General features: G+C 48.6%; 17 protein-coding genes. 9 read left to right on the top strand and 8 right to left on the bottom strand.

The window, feature by feature from the left end; all coding sequences use genetic code 11:
* Positions 1-166 precede the first annotated feature (166 nt).
* From AB3Y96_RS19420 to AB3Y96_RS19405, 4 genes are all read left to right on the top strand, one after another.
* On the top strand, positions 167-1240 hold the full coding sequence (locus AB3Y96_RS19420; RefSeq protein WP_367299993.1) for an HlyD family secretion protein: 1074 nt from the start codon (positions 167-169) through the stop codon (positions 1238-1240).
* Positions 1237-3996 carry a ribosome-associated ATPase/putative transporter RbbA gene (gene rbbA / locus AB3Y96_RS19415; protein WP_367299992.1) on the top strand — a complete coding sequence of 920 codons (2760 nt, stop codon included), beginning with the start codon at positions 1237-1239 and terminating at the stop codon, positions 3994-3996. The genes AB3Y96_RS19420 and rbbA overlap by 4 nt, the downstream gene beginning before the upstream one ends.
* The gene (locus AB3Y96_RS19410; RefSeq protein ID WP_040046084.1) at positions 3996-5120 is read left to right on the top strand and encodes an ABC transporter permease; all 1125 of its coding nucleotides are present in this window, start codon (positions 3996-3998) and stop codon (positions 5118-5120) included. Before rbbA ends, AB3Y96_RS19410 begins: the two co-directional genes overlap by 1 nt.
* Before the next feature lie 203 nt (positions 5121-5323).
* Positions 5324-5743 (top strand): hypothetical protein, encoded by a 420-nt coding sequence (locus AB3Y96_RS19405; RefSeq protein WP_367299991.1) that lies wholly within the window; start codon positions 5324-5326, stop codon positions 5741-5743.
* A gap of 54 nt (positions 5744-5797) precedes the next feature.
* Here the strand turns inward: AB3Y96_RS19405 and AB3Y96_RS19400 are convergent, their stop codons facing one another.
* The 5 genes from AB3Y96_RS19400 to AB3Y96_RS19380 all read right to left on the bottom strand — a co-directional run bounded on the left by AB3Y96_RS19400 (position 5798) and on the right by AB3Y96_RS19380 (position 11580).
* Positions 5798-6685, bottom strand: coding sequence for a pirin family protein (locus AB3Y96_RS19400; RefSeq protein WP_072308252.1), 888 nt, complete (start codon positions 6683-6685; stop codon positions 5798-5800).
* A gap of 95 nt (positions 6686-6780) precedes the next feature.
* Entirely contained in the window at positions 6781-7575 is a 795-nt protein-coding gene (locus AB3Y96_RS19395; protein ID WP_367299990.1) for an MgtC/SapB family protein, read from the bottom strand.
* Between the two features lie 547 nt (positions 7576-8122).
* Positions 8123-9379: a C4-dicarboxylate transporter DcuC gene (dcuC, locus tag AB3Y96_RS19390; RefSeq protein WP_040046081.1), complete on the bottom strand. Its 1257-nt coding sequence runs from the start codon at positions 9377-9379 to the stop codon at positions 8123-8125.
* Between the two features lie 13 nt (positions 9380-9392).
* Positions 9393-10511, bottom strand: coding sequence for an adenosine deaminase (locus tag AB3Y96_RS19385; protein ID WP_367299989.1), 1119 nt, complete (start codon positions 10509-10511; stop codon positions 9393-9395).
* A gap of 157 nt (positions 10512-10668) precedes the next feature.
* On the bottom strand, positions 10669-11580 hold the full coding sequence (locus AB3Y96_RS19380) for a LysR family transcriptional regulator (RefSeq protein ID WP_367299988.1): 912 nt from the start codon (positions 11578-11580) through the stop codon (positions 10669-10671).
* Between the two features lie 481 nt (positions 11581-12061).
* Between AB3Y96_RS19380 and AB3Y96_RS19375 the strand changes: the two genes are divergently transcribed.
* On the top strand, positions 12062-12679 hold the full coding sequence (locus AB3Y96_RS19375; protein ID WP_367299987.1) for a DUF3156 family protein: 618 nt from the start codon (positions 12062-12064) through the stop codon (positions 12677-12679).
* 88 nt (positions 12680-12767) lie between these two features.
* Here AB3Y96_RS19375 and AB3Y96_RS19370 read toward each other — a convergent pair whose 3' ends face one another.
* A complete protein-coding gene (locus AB3Y96_RS19370) occupies positions 12768-13058 on the bottom strand; it encodes a hypothetical protein (RefSeq protein WP_072308249.1) in 291 nt (96 codons plus the stop codon).
* Between the two features lie 353 nt (positions 13059-13411).
* A complete protein-coding gene (locus tag AB3Y96_RS19365; RefSeq protein ID WP_367299986.1) occupies positions 13412-14557 on the bottom strand; it encodes an MvaI/BcnI family restriction endonuclease in 1146 nt (381 codons plus the stop codon).
* 404 nt (positions 14558-14961) lie between these two features.
* On the opposite strand from AB3Y96_RS19365, the gene AB3Y96_RS19360 reads away from it, so the two are divergent.
* Together AB3Y96_RS19360 and AB3Y96_RS19355 are read left to right on the top strand one after the other, a co-directional pair.
* Positions 14962-16539 (top strand): DNA cytosine methyltransferase, encoded by a 1578-nt coding sequence (locus AB3Y96_RS19360; RefSeq protein WP_367299985.1) that lies wholly within the window; start codon positions 14962-14964, stop codon positions 16537-16539.
* 246 nt (positions 16540-16785) lie between these two features.
* Complete coding sequence (locus tag AB3Y96_RS19355; RefSeq protein WP_254663923.1) at positions 16786-17406, top strand: DUF3156 family protein; 621 nt, start codon at positions 16786-16788, stop codon at positions 17404-17406.
* A 26-nt stretch (positions 17407-17432) separates the two neighbouring features.
* Here AB3Y96_RS19355 and AB3Y96_RS19350 read toward each other — a convergent pair whose 3' ends face one another.
* Entirely contained in the window at positions 17433-18254 is an 822-nt protein-coding gene (locus AB3Y96_RS19350; RefSeq protein ID WP_367299984.1) for an IclR family transcriptional regulator, read from the bottom strand.
* Between the two features lie 298 nt (positions 18255-18552).
* Between AB3Y96_RS19350 and yiaK the strand changes: the two genes are divergently transcribed.
* A complete protein-coding gene (yiaK, locus tag AB3Y96_RS19345) occupies positions 18553-19551 on the top strand; it encodes a 3-dehydro-L-gulonate 2-dehydrogenase (RefSeq protein WP_040046074.1) in 999 nt (332 codons plus the stop codon).
* A gap of 12 nt (positions 19552-19563) precedes the next feature.
* Positions 19564-20031, top strand: coding sequence for a YhcH/YjgK/YiaL family protein (locus AB3Y96_RS19340; protein ID WP_367299983.1), 468 nt, complete (start codon positions 19564-19566; stop codon positions 20029-20031).
* The last annotated feature ends 6 nt before the right edge of the window (positions 20032-20037 follow it).

Raw genomic sequence — 20037 nt, 5'->3', positions numbered from 1 at the left:
TGATGTCTGCCATTTTGATCGGCAGTTGCCCGTTTTCACGCATTTTTTCCTCAGTTTTAACTTTGTTCGATTGACCAAAACTCTTCCTCACAGAGCGGATTTGCTGCGTCTGTAGCCCAGTGCCGCGCTTTTTTGTTTTTACTAGCATGGAACACAGCGAGTATTTATGGATATCAAAAATAGAAAACGTCTCACTTTTTACTCAATTATTCTTATCGCTATCGTGGTGGCCTTTGCCGCGTGGTGGAGCCTGCGCGCGCCCGGTTTGCCTGACGGATTCGCTAGCAGTAATGGGCGTATTGAAGCAACAGAAATTGATATTTCGGCCAAGGTGGCGGGTCGCATCGACAAAATCGTGGTGCGCGAAGGCGATTTTGTGAAGCAAGGAGATGTGTTGGCACATATGGATACGCGCGTTTTGAATGAGCAGCGTATCGAAGCCGAAGCACAGATCCGTGAAACGCAAAGCGCAGTCGCCACGGCGAAGTCATTACTGGCACAGCGTCAAAGTGAAAAACTGGCGGCACAGGCGGTGGTGAAGCAGCGTGAAGCTGAACTGAACTCGGCGAATAAACGCTATGCCCGTTCACAGGCGCTTTCTAAGCGTGGTGCAGTGTCGGCTCAGCAGCTTGATGACGACATGGCGGCGGCGCAAAGCGCTCGAGCTGCGTTGGAATCCGCTAAGGCTCAGGTGTCAGCCGCGCAGGCCGCGATTGAATCTGCACAGGCGGGCATCATTCAGGCCAATACGCGTGTGGAAGCTGCCAAGGCCACCGAGCGTCGTATCACGGCTGACATTGAAGACAGCGCCTTGAAAGCACCGCGCGATGGGCGGATCCAGTACCGCGTGGCTGAGCCGGGAGAAGTTTTGGCCGCAGGTGGTCGCGTGCTAAATATGGTCGATCTCAGCGATGTATACATGACGTTCTTCCTGCCAACCGAGCAGGCGGGTAGGGTCGCCATTGGTAGCGATGTGCACGTTGTCCTTGATGCCGCGCCAACGCTGCGTCTTCCGGCGAAAGCTACCTTTGTGGCCAGCGTGGCACAGTTCACACCGAAAACGGTCGAGACCGATAATGAGCGTCTTAAGCTGATGTTTCGGGTAAAAGCGCGCATCTCCCCTGAACTGCTGGAAAAATACCTCGAATATGTGAAAACGGGTCTGCCGGGCATGGCCTATGTGCGTTTGGATAACAGTAAAAGCTGGCCAGAGGATCTGGATGTGAGGTTGCCGCAATGAGGCCATTAGGTGCTAATCAAGACCCGCTGGCGGCGCCCATCGTTCGGCTTGAGCAGGTTAGCCAGCATTATGGTAATACTCAGGCATTACAGCAGATAACGCTGAATATTCCGGCGCGAAAAATGGTGGGGCTGATTGGGCCTGACGGCGTAGGAAAATCCAGTCTGCTATCGTTGATCGCGGGTGCGCGCGTTATTCAGTCGGGGAGCGTGAATGTTCTTGATGGTGATATGGCGGATGCCGATCATCGACGCAGGGTCTGCCCGAAGGTGGCTTATATGCCGCAGGGTTTGGGGAAAAATCTCTATCACACGCTGTCGGTCTACGAAAACGTCGATTTCTTTGGTCGACTGTTTGGGCAAGGTACTCAAGAGCGGGAGCAGCGCATCAATGATTTACTGCAAAGCACCGGACTGTCACCGTTTCGCGATCGTCCGGCGGGTAAGCTGTCTGGCGGAATGAAACAGAAGCTGGGTCTGTGTTGCGCGCTGATCCACGATCCTGAGCTGCTGATCCTTGATGAGCCGACGACCGGCGTCGATCCGCTGTCTCGCGCCCAATTTTGGGAGCTGATCGATCGTATTCGTGAGCGACAAACCAACATGAGCGTGTTGGTCGCCACCGCCTATATGGAAGAAGCCGAGCGCTTTGATTGGCTGGTTGCGATGGATGCGGGGCGGGTTCTCGCCACCGGCAGCGGGCAGGAGCTGCGCGAAAGCAGCGGCAGCGCGACGCTGGAAGAGGCGTTTATTGCTCTGTTGCCAGAAGAAAAACGCAATGCGCATCAGAAGGTGGTTATTCCACCGCGCGATACCTCGCAGGATGACGTAGTGGCCATTGAGGCGCAGGGACTGACTATGCGCTTTGGCGATTTTGTTGCCGTTAGCGATGTCAATTTACGCATACCGCGTGGCGAAATTTTTGGTTTCCTCGGTTCTAACGGCTGCGGTAAATCGACCACCATGAAGATGTTGACCGGATTACTGCCCGCCAGCGAAGGAAAGGCGTGGTTATTTGGGCAGGAGGTCGATCCTAAAGATATCGAAACTCGCCGCCGTGTGGGCTATATGTCGCAGGCTTTTTCGTTGTATAGCGAGCTTACGGTGCGGCAAAACCTTGAACTGCACGCGCGTCTTTTTCATCTTCCTGAGGAGGATATTCCTGCACGCGTTGAGGAGATGAATCAGCGATTCATGCTGAGCGAGGTAGAGGATATGCTGCCAGAGGCGCTGCCGCTAGGCATTCGTCAGCGCTTATCTCTCGCCGTTGCGGTGATCCATAAACCTGAAATGCTCATCTTGGATGAGCCAACGTCGGGAGTCGATCCGGTAGCGCGAGATATGTTTTGGAATTTGATGGTCGATTTGTCACGGCGCGATGGCGTGACCATCTTTATCTCAACGCACTTTATGAATGAAGCCGAGCGCTGTGACCGTATGTCGCTGATGCACGCGGGAAAAATACTGGCGAGTGATACGCCAGAGGCATTGGTGAAACAGCGTGGTTTAGGCACACTTGAGGCCACGTTTATCGACTACCTGCGCGAAGCCTCTGGTGATAGCGGTGCGCCCCCCGAGCAGATGCCCGACACGCCTCAGGTTGAAACTGCAACGCCTGCCATCAGCCATCACTTTAGCTTCACGCGGATGTTCAGCTATAGCCGTCGAGAAGCTTTGGAACTGCGACGCGACCCGATTCGCTCGACTTTAGCTTTGCTCGGGACGGTGATCCTGATGTTCATCATGGGCTACGGCATCAGCATGGATGTGGAAAATCTGCGCTTTGCGGTGATAGACCGCGATCAGACCGGCACTAGCCAAGCCTATACGCTCAACCTATCTGGCTCGCGTTATTTTATCGAGCAGCCGCCGATTACCGATTATCAGCAGTTGGAGCGCCGAATGCGCGACGGTGAACTCGCCGTTGCGATAGAAATACCGCCTAATTTTGGCCGTGATATTGCGCGTGGACATACGGCGAAAATTGGCGTTTGGGTCGATGGGGCGATGCCGAATCGAGCTGAAACCGTGCGTGGCTATGTGCAGGCGATGCACTTGGCGTGGCTAAGTGATATGGCTTCGCGCCAGCCAACGGCCAATATGGGGAATATCCTGATGGATATTGAAACCCGCTATCGCTACAACCCAGATGTAAAAAGCTTGCCTGCCATTGTACCTGCGGTGATCCCGCTGTTGTTGATGATGATCCCCGCGATGCTCAGCGCGTTGAGCGTGGTACGTGAAAAAGAGCTGGGCTCGATCATCAATCTGTATGTGACGCCGGTGACCAAAGCCGAATTTCTGATCGGCAAGCAGTTGCCTTATATCGCACTGGGCATGTTTAACTTTTTGCTACTGTGCGCGTTATCGGTCTTTCTGTTTGGCGTTGAGCATAAGGGCAGTTTCCTCACGCTGACGCTGGCGGCGCTGTTGTACATTATTATCGCCACCGGCATGGGACTGCTCATTTCAACCTTTATGAAAAGTCAGATCGCCGCGATCTTCGGCACCGCGATCATCACATTAATTCCCGCTACGCAGTTCTCCGGCATGATCGATCCGGTTTCGTCGCTAGAAGGGATCGGGCGGTGGATTGGTAATATTTATCCAACCTCTCACTTTTTAACTATCACTCGCGGCACCTTCTCTAAGGCGCTTAATCTGTTTGATCTTCAGGCATCGTTTATCCCGCTGCTGATTGCCGTTCCGGTGGTTATTGGGCTCAGCGTTCTTCTATTGAAAAAGCAGGAGGGCTAATGCGCAGCTTACGCAATATCTTTAATCTGGGGATCAAAGAGCTACGCACCTTACTGGGTGATAAAGCCATGTTGGCGCTGATCGTGTTTTCGTTCACGCTATCGATCTACTCCTCGGCAACCGTGACGCCAGGCTCGTTGCATATGGCACCCATTGCGATTGCCGATCAGGATCAATCCCAGCTTTCCACCCGTATCGTGAATAGCTTTTACGCGCCCTATTTTATGCCTCCGGCGATGATCGACTCGAATCAAATCGATCCGCTGCTGGATGCCGGAACCTACACCTTCGCTCTGGATATTCCGCCGAATTTTCAGCGCGATGTATTGGCTGGACGTCAGCCAGCGATTCAGTTGAACGTTGACGCCACGCGCATGAGTCAGGCATTTCTGGGCAACAGCTATATTCAGAACATTGTGAATGACGAAGTGAGTGAATTTATGGCGCGCTATCGGGCGGGGAGTGCATTACCCGTCGATTTAGAAGTGAGGGCGCGCTTTAACCCGAATCTCGATCAGTCGTGGTTTGGCGCGGTGATGGCGATTATCAACAATATCACCATGCTGGCGATCATTCTGACCGGCTCGGCGCTGATCCGCGAACGCGAGCACGGCACCATTGAGCATCTGTTGGTGATGCCGATTACGCCGTTTGAAATCATGCTAGCGAAGGTATGGTCGATGGGGCTGGTGGTGCTGGTGGCCTCGGGGCTATCGCTGATCTTTATGGTGCAGGGCGTGTTACATGTGCCGATTGAAGGCTCGATTCCGCTGTTTATGCTGGGCGTGGCGCTTAGTTTGTTTGCCACCACCTCCATCGGGATTTTTATGGGCACTATTGCGCGTTCAATGCCGCAGCTTGGTTTGCTGATGATACTGGTGTTGATCCCGCTGCAGATGCTTTCGGGTGGCTCAACCCCGCGAGAAAGCATGCCGCAGCTGGTGCAGGACATTATGCAAACCATGCCGACCACGCACTTTGTCAGCCTTGCGCAGGCGATACTGTATCGCGGCGCTGATTTCAGCATCGTGTGGCCGCAGTTTGCTACGTTGTTGGTGATTGGTATGGCGTTCTTTGGTTTTGCCCTGAGCCGGTTCCGTAAAACCATTAGCTCGATGGCTTAGGTTAGGGCGGTAGCTCTCGTTTACTGAAATTATCTTGATGAGAGCTACTTCTTAATATTGATATTTTGCGCACTGTTTAATTCAACTACTCGGGTAAATTAAAGCTCGAGAAAGGTATCTCTCAGAATGAACTAACTATTTCGACGGCTTCTCATGCGGGGATGACCCGCATGATCAGTTCTGGATAAAGCAGGGAATCGACTATGCGAAAAAGCACGGTTATTAGTACAGTTATCATCGCCGGGCTTATTGTTTTTGCAACGCTATACTTTTCTCCGGTTGGAAAGCCTACAGTGCCGAACGTTACAATTGTCGCAGTACAGCCCATTGGGAATGATTTATATCTATACGTTACTCAAACAAATAACGGCGGCGCAACGGTACCTATGACTTATCGATACTACATAGGGGAAGAAATCGACCCGCGATCTATCGATATTCAATTAAGCCATGAAGAGCCTTTTATTGTGAGTAATAGCGATCGGTTCACATGGGGGTATGCGTCGGGCGAAGTTACGGTCAATGTCACTGGGAGGTTATATGATTTTAAGTCGTCAGCGTCTTACCTTAAGAAAGGTATAAGAAATCAAATGCCTGTAAGAGTCCTAAACACCCCACATTGATTCTATTGTTCTATTCGAGCAAATGGCTTCCCGTTTTGGCGAAGCCATACACGCTTATGGCATTTCTGGCGACGGTGTGCGTTCGCCGTTAAAGCCGTGTACGGTGCCAAAACGGCCCGTGTCTTGGTTCCAGTCGGCAATGGATTGGCGTAATTCTTCTTTGCTGCGGCCCACGAAATTCCACCACATCAGCACCTGCTCACCTAAAGGCTCACCGCCGAGGAATAACACCCGTGTTTTTGGTGCCAGCGTGACGTTGAGCTGCGTATTTTGCGTGCCAATATAGGCCAGCTCATTTTCAGCAAAGCGTTCGCCTTCAATGTTGATCTCACCTTCCAGCACAAACAGACCATATTCAAAATCTGGCTGCAGCGTTAACTGGGTATTTGAGCCATCGGGCGTATAGAGATCGACACCGAGTAAATCGGAGAAACACAGAGTTGGCGCATGGTAGCTGGCGTAATCTCCGGCCAGAAGCGTGTGGCGGATGCCATCAGCATCCCAAACGGGCAGCGTTGGATAGTGATCAAAACGCGGCGGCATATCTTTAACGGCTTCGGGTAAGGCTATCCATAATTGGGCCGCGTGGAGGCGTGGGAAGCCCGGCACTGACTCCTCGGTATGGGCAATGCCGTGTCCGGCCGTCATTAAATTCACCTGACCGGGGCGAATGATTTGCTCGTAGCCAAGGCTGTCGCGATGTAAAACCTCGCCCTCTAGCATCCAGGTGAACGTCTGCAAACAGGTATGCGGGTGAGGAGCCACACGGAATCCACCGCTGTCGTGTTTAAGCACCGATGGACCCGCATGATCGAGAAAGCACCATGCGCCAATCAAACGACGTTCTTTAACCGGAATGGCGCGCGAAACGGGGATCCCGCCAACGTCTTTAATACGGGACGTGATGCGCTGTAGTGGGATAGAGCTGTGATTGTTATTCATAGTCGCTCGCTCGTTATTGGGTATAGGATAAGCACCGATATTTCATCCTATACCACTTAGCGTCGAGTTGCAGTGATGCCCTCATCATTCCCACTCTAGCTCGAGCTACCACCGATTCGGCTGTAGTAGGCCTGTTTGACGAGGCTTTCATCGAGCAGCACATTGACCAGATTATCCAAATCGTCGGCGGAAACCGATGCTGGGATCAGCGATACGGTAATCTCCACGTCATCGTCACCGAAAGGCTCAACGTCGAGGTGTGACATAAAGCAGTTTTCCGCTTTCAACGTTTGTTTCACCAGCGTCAGCGCCTCGCGCTGATCGTTTTCTAACGTGATGACGCAAATCTCGTAAGTGGCATCACCACGTTCGTCGATAAGCGGTTGGCGGTTGATAATGTTGACCATTGGACGCAGTAAGGTATTGGAGGCAACGACAAAAAACGTCGCCATACAGGCATCGGCAATCATTCCCGCACCCGCGCAGGCACCTACGGCGGCGGAGCCCCACAGCGTTGCCGCGGTATTAAGCCCGCGGATGTTTAATCCTTCCTTCATGATGGTTCCCGCGCCGAGAAAACCGACGCCGGAAACGACATAAGAGATCACCCGTACAGCACCGCTAGGCGTATCGATACTCATCGCCAAATGAACAAAAATAGCGGCGCTGGTGGCAACCAGCGTGTTGGTGCGCAATCCAGCCGTACGCTGGCGATATTGACGCTCGTATCCAATGATGGCGCCGAGTAAAAATGCGACCAGTAAAATAGAAAATGTTTCGTAATGCAGAGTGAAGTTCATGTAATAAGCCTCAGGAATTGGGCTCTGCTTTTTAGTAACGAAAATAGGCATATTTTGCCCGTGGCTATGCCACGGAACTTTCGTCATCATTAATTTTGTCGCAATATCTGGCGCAATAAATGATGAAGGACGTTATTTCCGTTGCGAATAAGCAGAAAAATAAATAGCAGCCACTCATCAGAATTAAATCTGATTAATAACCACGTGATTTTGAGATGAGGCGTGTTAATTCAGTGAGGCTGTTTACGCAAATTGGCGTAAGCCTTAACAATGAAACTGCGGTGGCGTTCTATACCCCTGTATCTTGAAGGCCGAAGGGTATAACGGAGAATAGCACCACATCCTTTGTCTATGCAGGATGTGAAGGGGGACATTATCACATCATGCGATCAGCTGAGAAAAACACGCGATCTCGGTCTGTCGTTGTCCATGCTATTTCCTTAGGTTGGTGTAGATAACGTAGATATTCAATTTATAACGCCGGTTATTATAGCGGAGTGAGTTTGAACGTTATCTAAACGACCCGTGTAAATAACGAATAAAAACAGCTAATAGAATAAAGAGTAAAAGAGTCCGATATTTATCGGACTCTTTTATAAATCAAAACATATTTTCTGTCGGGGTATTTCTACGCCTGTTAAATAAGCACAATCAGCAGAATTAAACCAATCAGCATAACGGGAGCGGTGCGCTTAATCAGGTCGATAGGAGAAACACCGGCCATACCCGCAACCACAATGGCCGCAGCCGAAAGCGGGGAGGCCGTACGACCTAAGTAACTGGCAAATGCGGCAGCAGTTCCAAGATTCGTGGGGTTCATACCAAATTCAGCGGCATGCGGCGTGATGGCTTCATTGAACGCATAGGCGGTTGCGTCGCCAGAACCAATCACGATGGCCATCAAGAATGGTCCCACGGTACCGCCAAAGCGGGCGGCTTCAGGAAAATCAATCAGCGCGCTTTTCGCCGCGTCGATAAGCCCGACCGAAGTTAACCCCGCCACAAACACACCGGCGCAGATGATAATGCCGAATACGTCGCTGTAGGCTTTACCCATTCCATCAAAGAAGGCGGGAACCACCTTGCCAGGATGGGTTCGGGTAACGGCGAGAGTGGCAAGAACGCCCCACATAACGGCTTGGGGAACCCCCATTTTTAACCAGCTTACGCCGCCAAATGCACCCAGCATCAGTAGCGCAATAGGCACCAGCGGCATCAGCGCGGCTAAAATGTTGATAGGGCCTTCTTGTGGATCTTCAGCGTCAAGGCGTGAATGATAGCCCTTGTGTTCTTTGCGCAGCACGGCGGTTATTGTCATGCCAATCATGATGATAAGACCTAGCCAAACGACGGTCATCACGCGGTCGCCGATGATCGTCATAACGTCGCCACCCACGATTTTCGCCACCAGCGCCATGTGTGGGCTACCTGGATTAAGTAAGCTCGCGCCGAAGGTTCCGGCTAATACCGATGCCGCCGCCATGACCGGATGGATCCCCGCCGCTAGCTGTAAAGGGATCATGGTTATCCCCGCGGCTGCCGCAGCACCTGCCGCGCTTGGCAGAGCTAACTGCACGAAGGTGGTGAGCAAAATAGTGCCAGGAATGAGAAACAGCCCAACGTGTTTAAGCGGGGCGCTTAATAGGCGGACTAAATGGCGATCGCAGCCGGTAAATTTCATCACGGTCGCAAATCCAATGGCTGACAGAATGGCTTGGATCAGCCCTTCAGACACCATCTTTTCCGCAAAGCTGTTCATCGCGGCCATCGGCTCTAATGAGATCAGGCACATCAGCATGCCGGAAAACAGCAGAACGGTGCGGGTGTCCTGCTTTTTGATCAGCAGGATGATGGTTAACAGCAGAATTATTACGCCAAGAGTTAAGGTCAACATGGGGTTCTCGATGCTATGCCGTTGGGGAACGATGATAGGAAATATGCTGAGCCGGATCGATCTGCGGTTCGTGCGCCAGTTTGCTGCGTAGACGGTCAAACTCAGCGACCCACGCCTGTCGCCATTGTCGTTTGATTTCCTCTGGCTGCCAGCAGGCATTGATACCGTTGAGCATCAGTTGGCGTACGCCATCAAGATCGAAGCCGAATTCTTCCACCATAACGCGATAGCATTCGGCGCCGTTGGTGTTGTGCATGTGCCAGTCGTCGGTGGCTGGGATGATATTCATGCCCGCTTGCGCCATTTGGCGGATGGGATGGTGTTTACGCCACTGGCCTGCATCCGGCCATTTTTTGAGATAATAGGTATTGCTGGGCACCACGGTAAAAGGAGTGCCTTCGCGGGCGCAGCGTGCGGTAAGCTCAGGGTTATCCAATACGGTATAGCCGTGATCGATGCGCTCTAGGTGAATCAAATCTAAGCCCGTCTCTACGTTACGCCAGTGCAAACCAAACTCTGAACAGTGCCCCGTGAGGCGTAATCCACCGAGTTTTGCTTTGCGATAGGCTTTCCAAAAATGCTCGATAGGGGCGTCATTCTCTTTGTAGTCAATGCCAATCCCGGGCACTAAAGGGTGCGGATAATTCAGCACGGCATCCACCATCGCCACGGCTTCTTCGGGGGATTTTTCGCGGTTGATCGAGGGAATAAAGAGCGCACGAATATCCCATTCTTCAGCCGCTTTCGCCATTGCGCTGCTCATGGCCTCTGTGACTTCGGCATAGGTGAGTTCGGTGTCAGAGGGATTCCAAAACAGTTCCAGATGACGAATACCGGTTGCTGCGGCGTCTTGCGCCACTTCATAGGTCACGCGGTAGTAATCTTCGGCGCTGCGCATCAGCGGATACAAAAAGTTAAGCGCCGCAATCCCGCCTTTCACCACGCTGGTCTCATGTTGATAGCGGCGATAGTAGCTTTTGGCTTCGGATTCGGTGAGAGGCACTCCGTATTTCTGCGCCAGTGCTAGCATGGTGGTGAGACGAACTCCGCCAAGCAGATGGTAATGGAGATCCGCTTTAGGGAATGTGGCGAAAAACTCTGGCAACGTAATCGTTTGCGTATCCTGCATCATTAACGGCGCTCATTGATAACAAAGAAAACGCCATCATAAATAAAGCGGCCTGAGGGGTGAAATGCTATTCCGGCATTGGCGGGTACGTTTAGGCACTATGTTAATGGTGAATGGTGAATGGTGAATGGTGAATGGTGAATGGTTTAGTGCGAGGCGTTTAGTTTTGCGCCGGTGGCCAATAAGAGATGCCCTGCGCTATCTGCTGAGATAGGCAATGCCAGAATGTTTCCGCGCGCTGGTGAAGCTGCGCTTGGTTGCGATACAGGCGAATTTGATAGGGAATGTGCCAGCGGCTGCGGTTGACGGCAACCAGCTTCCCCTCTGCCAGTTCGTTTTCAATCTGACAATCCGGTAACCAAGCCAATCCCTTAGCGCGTAAGGCCATTTGCCGATGCAAATCACACAGCGAAGATTCAAACACCGGCTGACAGGCAAAAGGCTGCTGCGGCATGAGCCGCTCCACCATTCTCGCGCTGTAAGAGTCTGGCGAATAACGTAAATAGGGCACCGGCTGCTGGTGGTTTTCGTCGGGGGTAAATAATGGCTGGCCTTGCTTATCGGCTGCGCTGACCAGCAGAAGATTACCTTTCCCCAGCAGCAAATTAGTGAAAGGGGGCTGAAGTAAAGCGTGGGTATCAAAGGCTAAAAGAAAATCGCTGGCGCCTTCAATTAACGATTCAACGGCAAAATCTACACGCAGGATATCAACGGAAAATGGCGTTGCGGGGTCGATGCGGTCAATTAAATCGAGCAAAAAAGGAGATGAAAGAGAATGCGGGGCGCTAAAACGAACGGGATTAATCATCTCGGACGGTAAGCCATTTATCTTCTGGATACCTTCTTTAAGCTGATTCACCATGCTGTGAGCAATTAAACGAAACTGATATCCGGCAGGCGTGAGCGTCACCGGTGATGAACTTCTGTCGACTAATTTCTGACCGATACTTTCTTCCAATGCGCGTATATGGCGACCAAAAGCGGGCTGAGTGATGTTGCGTAACTGAGCTGCTCGCGAAAAATTACGCAATTCAGCCAATGCTAAAAAGTCTTCTAACCAGCCGGTATCCATGGGTAAGTATCCTATTGTTCGCGTAGCGATTTATTTCGTTTTAGCCGTGTACCGATAGCGTGATTTTATCAGCAAAAATAGCCGATATAAAAATGAATAAAATAGCTTTATTTCTGCCTAACTATATTAGTCACTGAAATTATTACTATTACTTCTGACAATAACCTCACTATTAAAGATGATTATCTCTGTTGTATTTGTCGCGGCAAGCTGGCATTTATGAATAACAGGGTCGTAATTACTCACTCAGTTATTCACTCAAACATAAATCAATTGCATTTATATGCGAAATTTATGTGGGCTCACTCACTCTAAAATCAGAGTAAAGAAGAGAGAAGTTCGAGAGAGGTAGAGTACGCCAATGACGATTTATCCAAACTTAATAGCGCTGTAGCGAATGGCCTAACAGCAGGATAAAAACGTAACAACAGCAGCCAAAGTTTGGTTTTGATTCATTTTTGTGAGCACGGGAGATAATGATATGAACAGTGAAGTTCAAGTCGTGAATAATTTATGGCGTTGGTTGAGCGGCCAGCGTGAACCTATCGGTTATCAGCCAGGAAGAGTGTTGCATCTGGTTGAAAAAAACCTACAGCCATTTGAATGCAAACGCCTGTCCGATCGCGTGCTCCACGTTGTGTGTCCGCAAGGGTTGGAAGTGGAAGTGGAAGAACGTGTTGTGACCAGCTTCAGAAGCTATAGCGTGACCTGTCATTTCCATCTGCGCGGTGAGACGGGCTTGCAGCAACCGATCCACATTCATGGCAAAAATACCGATATTCTTGGCCGTGGGGATACCCGCTTTAGTGCCAAAACCAGCAATGACGATAGCCGCCGTTTGATGGCCGTGCTGGACTGCTATCCTGAAATTACCGATGCGTTGGATTGCCTTAATTTCCGCCGCTTGAATCTGCGTTCTGAAGCAGGGCAGTGGCAGCTTGAAATTGAGCTGTTTGCCGCAACCGAATTGGTGGGCCCGCGTCCGATATGCAGCGGCTATCAACGTTTACCTTACGCGCAGCGTCATCTGATGTTGGACGTGATGCAGATGTTCCAAAAACTGATGGATCGCGTGACGGTGCAAGGTGTGGCGGCTTAACTCCCCTTTATCTAAATCTAAGTCTTATCTACGACCCCAACATTGAATGAGTTTGATGTTGGGGTTGTTGTTTATAGCGACTCAGGACTCAGTACGCGCTTGGTGGATATTCACCAAGCACGGTCAATGCAGGGATCAGATGCGCTGCGGCGCTAAGAAATGCACCGACCTGCTTAAGGCTTTCATTTGGAAATGTGTTATCGCTGGCAAAAGCCTCGCTGATAAACATCAACCCGTGACATAACCCTTCGATGGTTTCCTCTGCGACTGCGGATAAATCAATGTGTTGAATATCACTTAACTGCTGGCTATCAAGTTCGGAGACAAGTTCACGGAAGATGGTGATAGAGCTGGCTGGGGTGGAGGTGTAGTTGGTCATCGTTTTAGCCTTATGGTAGTTAGCATTGCTCCCCAGCAGACGCCAAGCATGCTGGGGGTAGCCCAGACGGGGTTGGCGTACCGATTACCATAAAACTCGGTGCTTCGTGAGAAGCCCCCGTCTGGACCACCATTATTCAGGTATGAGCAGACTTTGCCAACCAAAAGCTGTTGGGTTTTATGATAGGTTCGGAACGCCAATTCCGGTCGCGATTGTGTCGCGGCGAAATGACTATATAACGAACAAAAAAAATGGGAATAGGGTGGATGCATTTACAGTGGAGTTGCTGTGGGAATTGGAATCAACCACGCAAAATAGCCCCCAAGTTAATTTAGAGGGCTATTAGTTGAATGTTAGCTCAATCTATATTCTTTGGGTTCTGGGAACAGAAGTGGTAGGTCTTGCGGTTTGATTTTAAACAGAGGCCCTTTTTCAGAGACTCTCCCTGTACAACCTGATCTTTTGATTAAATGATCCATTGTGATCGCACCAGCTTTGAGTAGTGGGATAAGTTGGTTCACTAAAGGAGATTTTGTGTGAATAACAGATATTAACTCGTAGTATTCATCCTCACCTTTTCGAATTGCATTGGCTTTAATCCAGAAGGTTTCTCTATGTTTTTCTAGTAATCGGTTCTTGAGAGTGTTAATTGGCCAGACCGCAACGTCGCCATTAGAGTCGCTAACTTCCACAAGAAGTTCCTCATCTCTAATCTCAAATTTAAGTCCTTGAGAGTTACTTTTTAGTGCTGATATTGTGCAGTAAAGCTTAAAATTATCGTCTCTTACATAGCCGTGTGCATTTAAGATTTCTTCACTACTTTTTTTCGGGCTTTGTGCCCAATCAGCTACTTGAGCAAAAAGAGTTGATCGGGTCGCGCCAGCCCCTCTTGCTGATTTAAGCTCAATGCCTTTGTAGTCTGGCTCTTTACTTGAGTTAGCTGGGATCCCTAATGCATGCTCGATGGTCATGCCGATGGCGGTATCTCCCCTCTTAATTGCTTTGATAGGGCCTTGTGCTGCTATGGCTTTAAGTTTAGCTAAAAGCTCTTTTGCAACTTTCTCTTCACAGTCCTGCGCCCTGTCTAGGAAGTCACGAATTCGATGGGTCGTTTCGAAAGAATCATGTGATAAGTTTAGTAACCAGAGTTTATTATCGACAACGGTGAGTGCAATTTGTTGCTCAGGCGCTGCAAAATCCTTCAATCTTCTAAACCACAAGCGAGGATCACCTTTTTTAGTTTCGGGCCTATAAAGGCTTACGGTGGTTTGATCTATATTCTGTGAAGTTATGAAAAATGCCTGTTCTATAATACGATTTGCGAGTCCCTGTTTTTGGAGTGCATAAGCGTGGAAATTTTTGGATTCGAAGAGGTTTCGAATAGTTTGCGTAGCATCAAGAATGGATTTTGTTAGACCTGTTCGCGTGGGCACGAGAATAGCAAAGTCTAAACCTCGTTTAGTAAGGGACCTTTTATTGATTTCGACTAAGTCTGTCATATATTTTTAGTATGCTTTTGCTTGAAATATATACTGCTCTCTAGGCTTTATATCGCTCCATATAAAGTCGTAAACATCACCATTTCAGGTGAGAGCCCTAATTGCATATCTTTGTGAATTTTAAGATCCCAGTGGACAGTGATGTCTAATGAGTGGGGTTTTATTAAATTATACAAAAATAGCATCTGATGAATTTATATGAAAAATAAACGCATTAGAATATTTAATGGTGTCATAGCAAACTATCACTATCAACTTGGTATGCCTAATATGTGAGCTTCGACAAAAATGGAATCCTCGCCGCAAAATTTTAATATGTTTATACATACAGCACTTTTCTCCTGGACATTTGGCTTGAACTCTTCTAGAATCCCCCGCAGTGCATTTCATCAAGGGTATCTTAAGTGAATCATATTGAGTTGTTTGCTGGCTGCGGTGGCCTATCTCTGGGTCTAGACTCCGTTGGTTTTGAATTAGTTATGGCAAATGAATTGTCGCCTATGGCGGCAGAGACTTTTGCCTATAACTTTTTCGGACAAAATTTAGCCAAAAATACAGTGAACGACGATAAGACAAAAAATAAAGCCGTATGGTTGAGTAGCTCATATGATTATGCCTCCATGCCTTCTCGATTAAGAGAAGACCCTCGGACTTATCCAGAGCTGGGAAAAGGTTTTTGCGATATCTCGCAAGGCTCAGATTTAAAAGGCAATCTTGTTGTCGGCAGCATTGTTGAACTTAATAAATGGCTTGAAAAAAATGAGAACATATTAAGCCAGCTAAAAACAGGGTTCATGCCTGAAGGTGAGGTAGACCTCGTTTCTGGAGGGCCACCATGTCAAAGTTTTAGTATGGCTGGTTTGCGACAGCTATCTAATGACAGGAATATTCTACCATGGGAGTTCGCTAAATTTGTCGGTATGATAAAGCCTAAGTTTGCTCTTTTAGAAAACGTTACAGGAATTTTAAGGGCATTCAATCATAATGGCGCTAGCTTTTATGCTTGGTTTGAAGTCGCTAAGGCATTTTCTGAAGTGGGGTATATTCCTGTTTGCCTCCATATTAATGCACGGTTTGCAGGTGTTGCTCAGAATCGACCTCGATTCATTCTTATTGGGATCCGTGCGGATCTTTATGAGCCTATAATTCGCAGTTCTACAGCTGTTGAAGTTTCAATTTTGGAACGCTCAAAGGTATTTTTTGATCGAATTTCAGCAGGAGAAAACCCTGAGTATGGGTCTCTTTCTTTCTTAGATGTTGTAAATAAAAAAGATATCAGCTTTTTTGAAAGCTCGTTTTTATCACCACTTTTGAAAAAGAAGTCTAATTTTTACACAGTCAAAGATGCAATTGATGATCTAAGGGCTGAACCAGAGACCAGTACATCTAGCTATGTTAATAATATAAATAGAATTTTTGGTATGGATATAGAACCAAAAACAATTTTGAATCATGAGCTAAGAAAAAATGGTGAGCTCGTTCAACGGCGGTTTCGCATATATCAAATATTATCTTCCGTTACTAATGATAGTAGGAAGGAAGCTAAGAAGGTTATTTCAGGTAAAAGCAATGAGCTAAGTGATTCTGCTTATGAAGAACTGATAGCTTATGATTATTTAGTTGGGGTTGGGGAATATAAAAAATTCTCAGATAAATTCGAGCTAATAAAGTATCTGAATGAGCATTCAACGAGAAAACAAACGCAAAAAGCACTTGTAGCTTCTCAGCCAGCCCCAGCAGCGCTTTCTATTCCAGACGATGCTTGCCACTATCATCATGATGAGCTCAGAACACTAACAGTGAGGGAGATGGCAAGAATCCAATCTTTCCCTGACTCTTTTGTTTTCAGATCAAAGGTAACAACCGGCGGGCAAATGCGAAAGTTTGAAGTACCACAATATACTCAGGTTGGTAACGCCGTCCCTCCTTTACTTGGACGTGCATTAGGTGAAGTTATATGTAACCTAATAAAGAAATTGTAGATTTTATAGGGCTGATGTTTCAGCCCTCTTTTCATCTAGTATTTAAATAACCGCGTTGTACTGATTTATAATTAAGTTGCAAACATGTAAATAAATAGTAATCTCACATCAAAATACCTCTCCCCCAACTCTCTAAACCTCATCCCTATGAGTGCTTTTGCATCAGTCTGCGGATTGTGTATATTACGCCGCCTGTTGGCCGCGCTTGGCTAACGCAACAATATGAATCTTGTCGATGGAGAGTGAGTGGTGAACAGCGCAGTTCCTTTACTAAGTCGGGCGTGGCATTGGTTGATGACGTCGCGTGAACCTGTGGGGTATCGACCTGGGCAGATGTTAAATCTGGTGGCGCGTGATTTTCGTCCTTATGCCTGCGAGCGCACATCGCCGTGTAGTTTAACGGTCACTTTGCCACAGGGATTAACGATCGAAGTACGTGAAAAGGCGACGGCGTTATTTCGCTCATTTGTGGTGTGTAGCCATTTCCATCTTCAGGGAACGACCGGATTGCAGCAGCCCGTCAGGTTAAGGGCGCGTAATGGCAATATTTTAGGGCGCGGCGGCGTGCGGTTCCGCTGCAAAGATAAAAACGACGATAGCCAACGTTTGTTAGCGGTGTTGAATTGTTATCCGCATATTTTTGCTGCTCTGGATGATTTGCATTTTCGCCATCTTAATCTGCGTGTGGAACAAGGCCAGTGGTGGCTCGAAATTGAGCACTACGCGGCGTCAGAGGTAATCAGTCAGGTGCCGGTAGAGCGCCGTTATCAAAAGCTGCATCACGATCAGCGCCAGCAGTTATTGAACGTTATGCAGATGTTTGATGAATTAATGACGCGGGTGGCCAGTGAAGGCGTTACCGCCTAGGCGGCAACGGTAGGCAAAATAGCGGTTTATTCGTAGGTATTGAGACCCAGCTCGCGCGATATCGCCGCTGCGGTCTCTTTGAGTGGTTTTAACAGATTCTGCTCACCAATCATGCCCAGTTTGGCGGTTGAAAGGGAGATGGAGACCGAATAACTCACGCGGTGATGAATATCAAAGACCGGCACCGCAATACAGGATACGCCCAGCTCATTTTCCTCTCGGTCCATTGCCATTCCCTGCTGGCGGATCTGCTCTAACTCTTGGTACATCTGATCTAGCTGAATGATGGTATTGCGCGTAAGCGGCTGGATCTCATCTTGGTGGCTCTTCCAATAAGACTCTACATAGTCGTGATGACCATAGGCCATGTAGATTTTCCCCATCGCCGAACAGTACAGAGGCATGTGCTGGCCGATGTAGGCTCGCGTTCGCAGCATGCCGGTCGTTGGTTCTAATTTATAAATCAAGATGGCGTGATCGTCTTCGCGGCTGGAGAAGTTAATGGTTTCTCCGGTGGCAATATTCAGCGCTTCTAAGTGAGGGGCTGCCACATGGATGATGTTCAACGAAGATAATGCTTTTTGCCCAACGGCAATAAACTTAGTGGTTAAACGATAGCTGCCTGCCGCCGGTGCCGGAGTGACATAGCCGCAGGATTGCAAACCCTGTAATAGGCGGTGCACGGTGCTTTTATTTAATTGCGCTAGCTCAGAAAGGTGCGCCAACGGACATCCGTTGGGATAGTTGCTCAGGATCTCTATCAGCTGCAGCCCGCGAAAAAGGCTTTGGCTTCCAGCCGGTTTTTCTTTGCTTGGCTCGATCTCGGTTGCTTTCTCTTTTGTTTTCATTCGCCTTTAATCTTTCCAGTCAAATCACACTGCAGTGATGTTAACTCAATTTATCGCCATTTTTTGTTATTCCTTTGCATTATTTCCCTTCCAATTTTCCCCCTACCCGAAGTGTGTTTTACGTCACGTTCTTGAATGATAAAAAACAACTAATTGATTTATATGGTTTTTAAAAAACGACAGTGCTTTGACTTGTTAAAATTTGAGCGGTATTATTTTTTGGAATCTGATTTCACATAGTGAAATTTAAAGATTTAAAAACCAACAAATAGATTGTTTGAATCACGAGGAGAGCGCTATGCGAGTGAGTTTTGACCAGTTAAAACAGGAGTTTGAACGGGTGCTATTGGCGCGTGGCGTTCAGGCTGAAACCGCCAGCGAGTGCGCAACGATGTTTGCCCAAACCACGGAATCTGGCGTCTATTCTCACGGGGTGAACCGTTTTCCTCGCTTTATTCAACAGCTTGAGGCGGGGGATATCATCCCTGACGCGCAGGCAAAGCGTGTTCTGGCATTGGGGGCGATTGAGCAATGGGATGCACAGCGTTCTATCGGCAATCTCACCGCGAAAAAAATGATGGATCGTGCGATGTCTTTGGCCTCAGACCACGGCATTGGCTTAATTGCGGTGCGCAATGCCAACCACTGGATGCGCGGCGGAAGCTACGGATGGCAGGCCGCTGAGAAAGGTTATATTGGCATTTGCTGGACGAATTCGATTGCCGTTATGCCGCCGTGGGGAGCGAAAGAATGTCGTATTGGCACGAATCCGTTGATCGTGGCGATCCCGGGAAATCCGATCACCATGGTGGATATGTCAATGTCGATGTTCTCTTACGGCATGTTGGAAGTGAACCGTTTAGCAGGGCGTGAACTGCCCGTTGACGGTGGCTTCGATGACGAGGGCAATCTCACCCGTGAGCCGGGCGTGATAGAGAAAAATCGCCGCATTTTACCGATGGGATACTGGAAGGGATCTGGGTTATCTATCGTGTTGGATATGATTGCGACGCTGTTGTCTGATGGTGCATCGGTGGCTGAAGTTACAGAGGACAACTCTGACGAATATGGCATTTCACAAATTTTTATCGCCATTGAGGTCGACCGCTTAATTGAAGGTGCGACTCGCGATGCCAAGCTACAGCGCATTATGGATTACGTGAAAGGGGCGGAGCGCGCTAATCCTGAGGTGGCTATTCGTTTGCCGGGCCATGAGTTTACCCAGTTGCTGGCCGAAAATCGCCGCAATGGCATCACCATTGATGACAGCGTATGGGCAAAAATTCAGGCACTCTAAGGACGCAATATCATGATATTCGGCCATATTAGCAATGAAAATCCCTGTGAGTTGCCAACGGCAATCCAAAGAGCACTCAACTTTTTACGTACCACGGATTTTAGCCAGCAAAAGGTTGGAGAAGTCGAAATTGATGGGCGTAATATTTATGCGCAGATTATTGATATGACAACGCGGCCTAAAAAAGATAATCGCCCAGAAGTTCATCGCCGCTATATTGATATTCAATTTTTAGCCAAGGGTGAAGAGATTATCTGTGTCGCGGCGGAGCGCGGAAATAATAAAATCTCTGAATCATTATTAGCTGAGCGAGATATTATTTTTTATCACGACGTAAATGATGAATCAGAATTAACGATGACCGAGGGAAGCTATGCCATTTTCTTCCCACAAGACGTTCATCGTCCCGGATGTATAAAAAATAAAGCGACGCCAATTCGTAAAGTTGTCGTAAAAGTCGCGCTGAGCGAGCTTATTTAAAGCATT

This window comes from Hafnia alvei (assembly GCF_964063325.1).
Lineage (GTDB): Bacteria > Pseudomonadota > Gammaproteobacteria > Enterobacterales > Enterobacteriaceae > Hafnia > Hafnia alvei_B.
The sequence above is the reverse complement of the archived record's forward strand: the minus strand, read 5'-3'. Positions and strand labels throughout refer to the sequence as shown.

Bases quoted from the DNA above. Each gene is read 5' to 3' on its own strand.
- AB3Y96_RS19385 (WP_367299989.1), bottom strand. From the start codon at position 10,511: ATGATGCAGGATACGCAAACGATTACGTTGCCAGAGTTTTTCGCCACA.
- AB3Y96_RS19405 (WP_367299991.1), top strand. From the start codon at position 5,324: ATGCGAAAAAGCACGGTTATTAGTACAGTTATCATCGCCGGGCTTATT.
- AB3Y96_RS19350 (WP_367299984.1), bottom strand. From the start codon at position 18,254: ATGAAAACAAAAGAGAAAGCAACCGAGATCGAGCCAAGCAAAGAAAAA.
- rbbA (WP_367299992.1), top strand. From the start codon at position 1,237: ATGAGGCCATTAGGTGCTAATCAAGACCCGCTGGCGGCGCCCATCGTT.
- yiaK (WP_040046074.1), top strand. From the start codon at position 18,553: ATGCGAGTGAGTTTTGACCAGTTAAAACAGGAGTTTGAACGGGTGCTA.
- AB3Y96_RS19380 (WP_367299988.1), bottom strand. From the start codon at position 11,580: ATGGATACCGGCTGGTTAGAAGACTTTTTAGCATTGGCTGAATTGCGT.
- AB3Y96_RS19400 (WP_072308252.1), bottom strand. From the start codon at position 6,685: ATGAATAACAATCACAGCTCTATCCCACTACAGCGCATCACGTCCCGT.
- AB3Y96_RS19410 (WP_040046084.1), top strand. From the start codon at position 3,996: ATGCGCAGCTTACGCAATATCTTTAATCTGGGGATCAAAGAGCTACGC.
- AB3Y96_RS19365 (WP_367299986.1), bottom strand. From the start codon at position 14,557: ATGACAGACTTAGTCGAAATCAATAAAAGGTCCCTTACTAAACGAGGT.
- AB3Y96_RS19420 (WP_367299993.1), top strand. From the start codon at position 167: ATGGATATCAAAAATAGAAAACGTCTCACTTTTTACTCAATTATTCTT.
- AB3Y96_RS19395 (WP_367299990.1), bottom strand. From the start codon at position 7,575: ATGATGACGAAAGTTCCGTGGCATAGCCACGGGCAAAATATGCCTATT.
- dcuC (WP_040046081.1), bottom strand. From the start codon at position 9,379: ATGTTGACCTTAACTCTTGGCGTAATAATTCTGCTGTTAACCATCATC.
- AB3Y96_RS19375 (WP_367299987.1), top strand. From the start codon at position 12,062: ATGAACAGTGAAGTTCAAGTCGTGAATAATTTATGGCGTTGGTTGAGC.
- AB3Y96_RS19340 (WP_367299983.1), top strand. From the start codon at position 19,564: ATGATATTCGGCCATATTAGCAATGAAAATCCCTGTGAGTTGCCAACG.
- AB3Y96_RS19370 (WP_072308249.1), bottom strand. From the start codon at position 13,058: ATGACCAACTACACCTCCACCCCAGCCAGCTCTATCACCATCTTCCGT.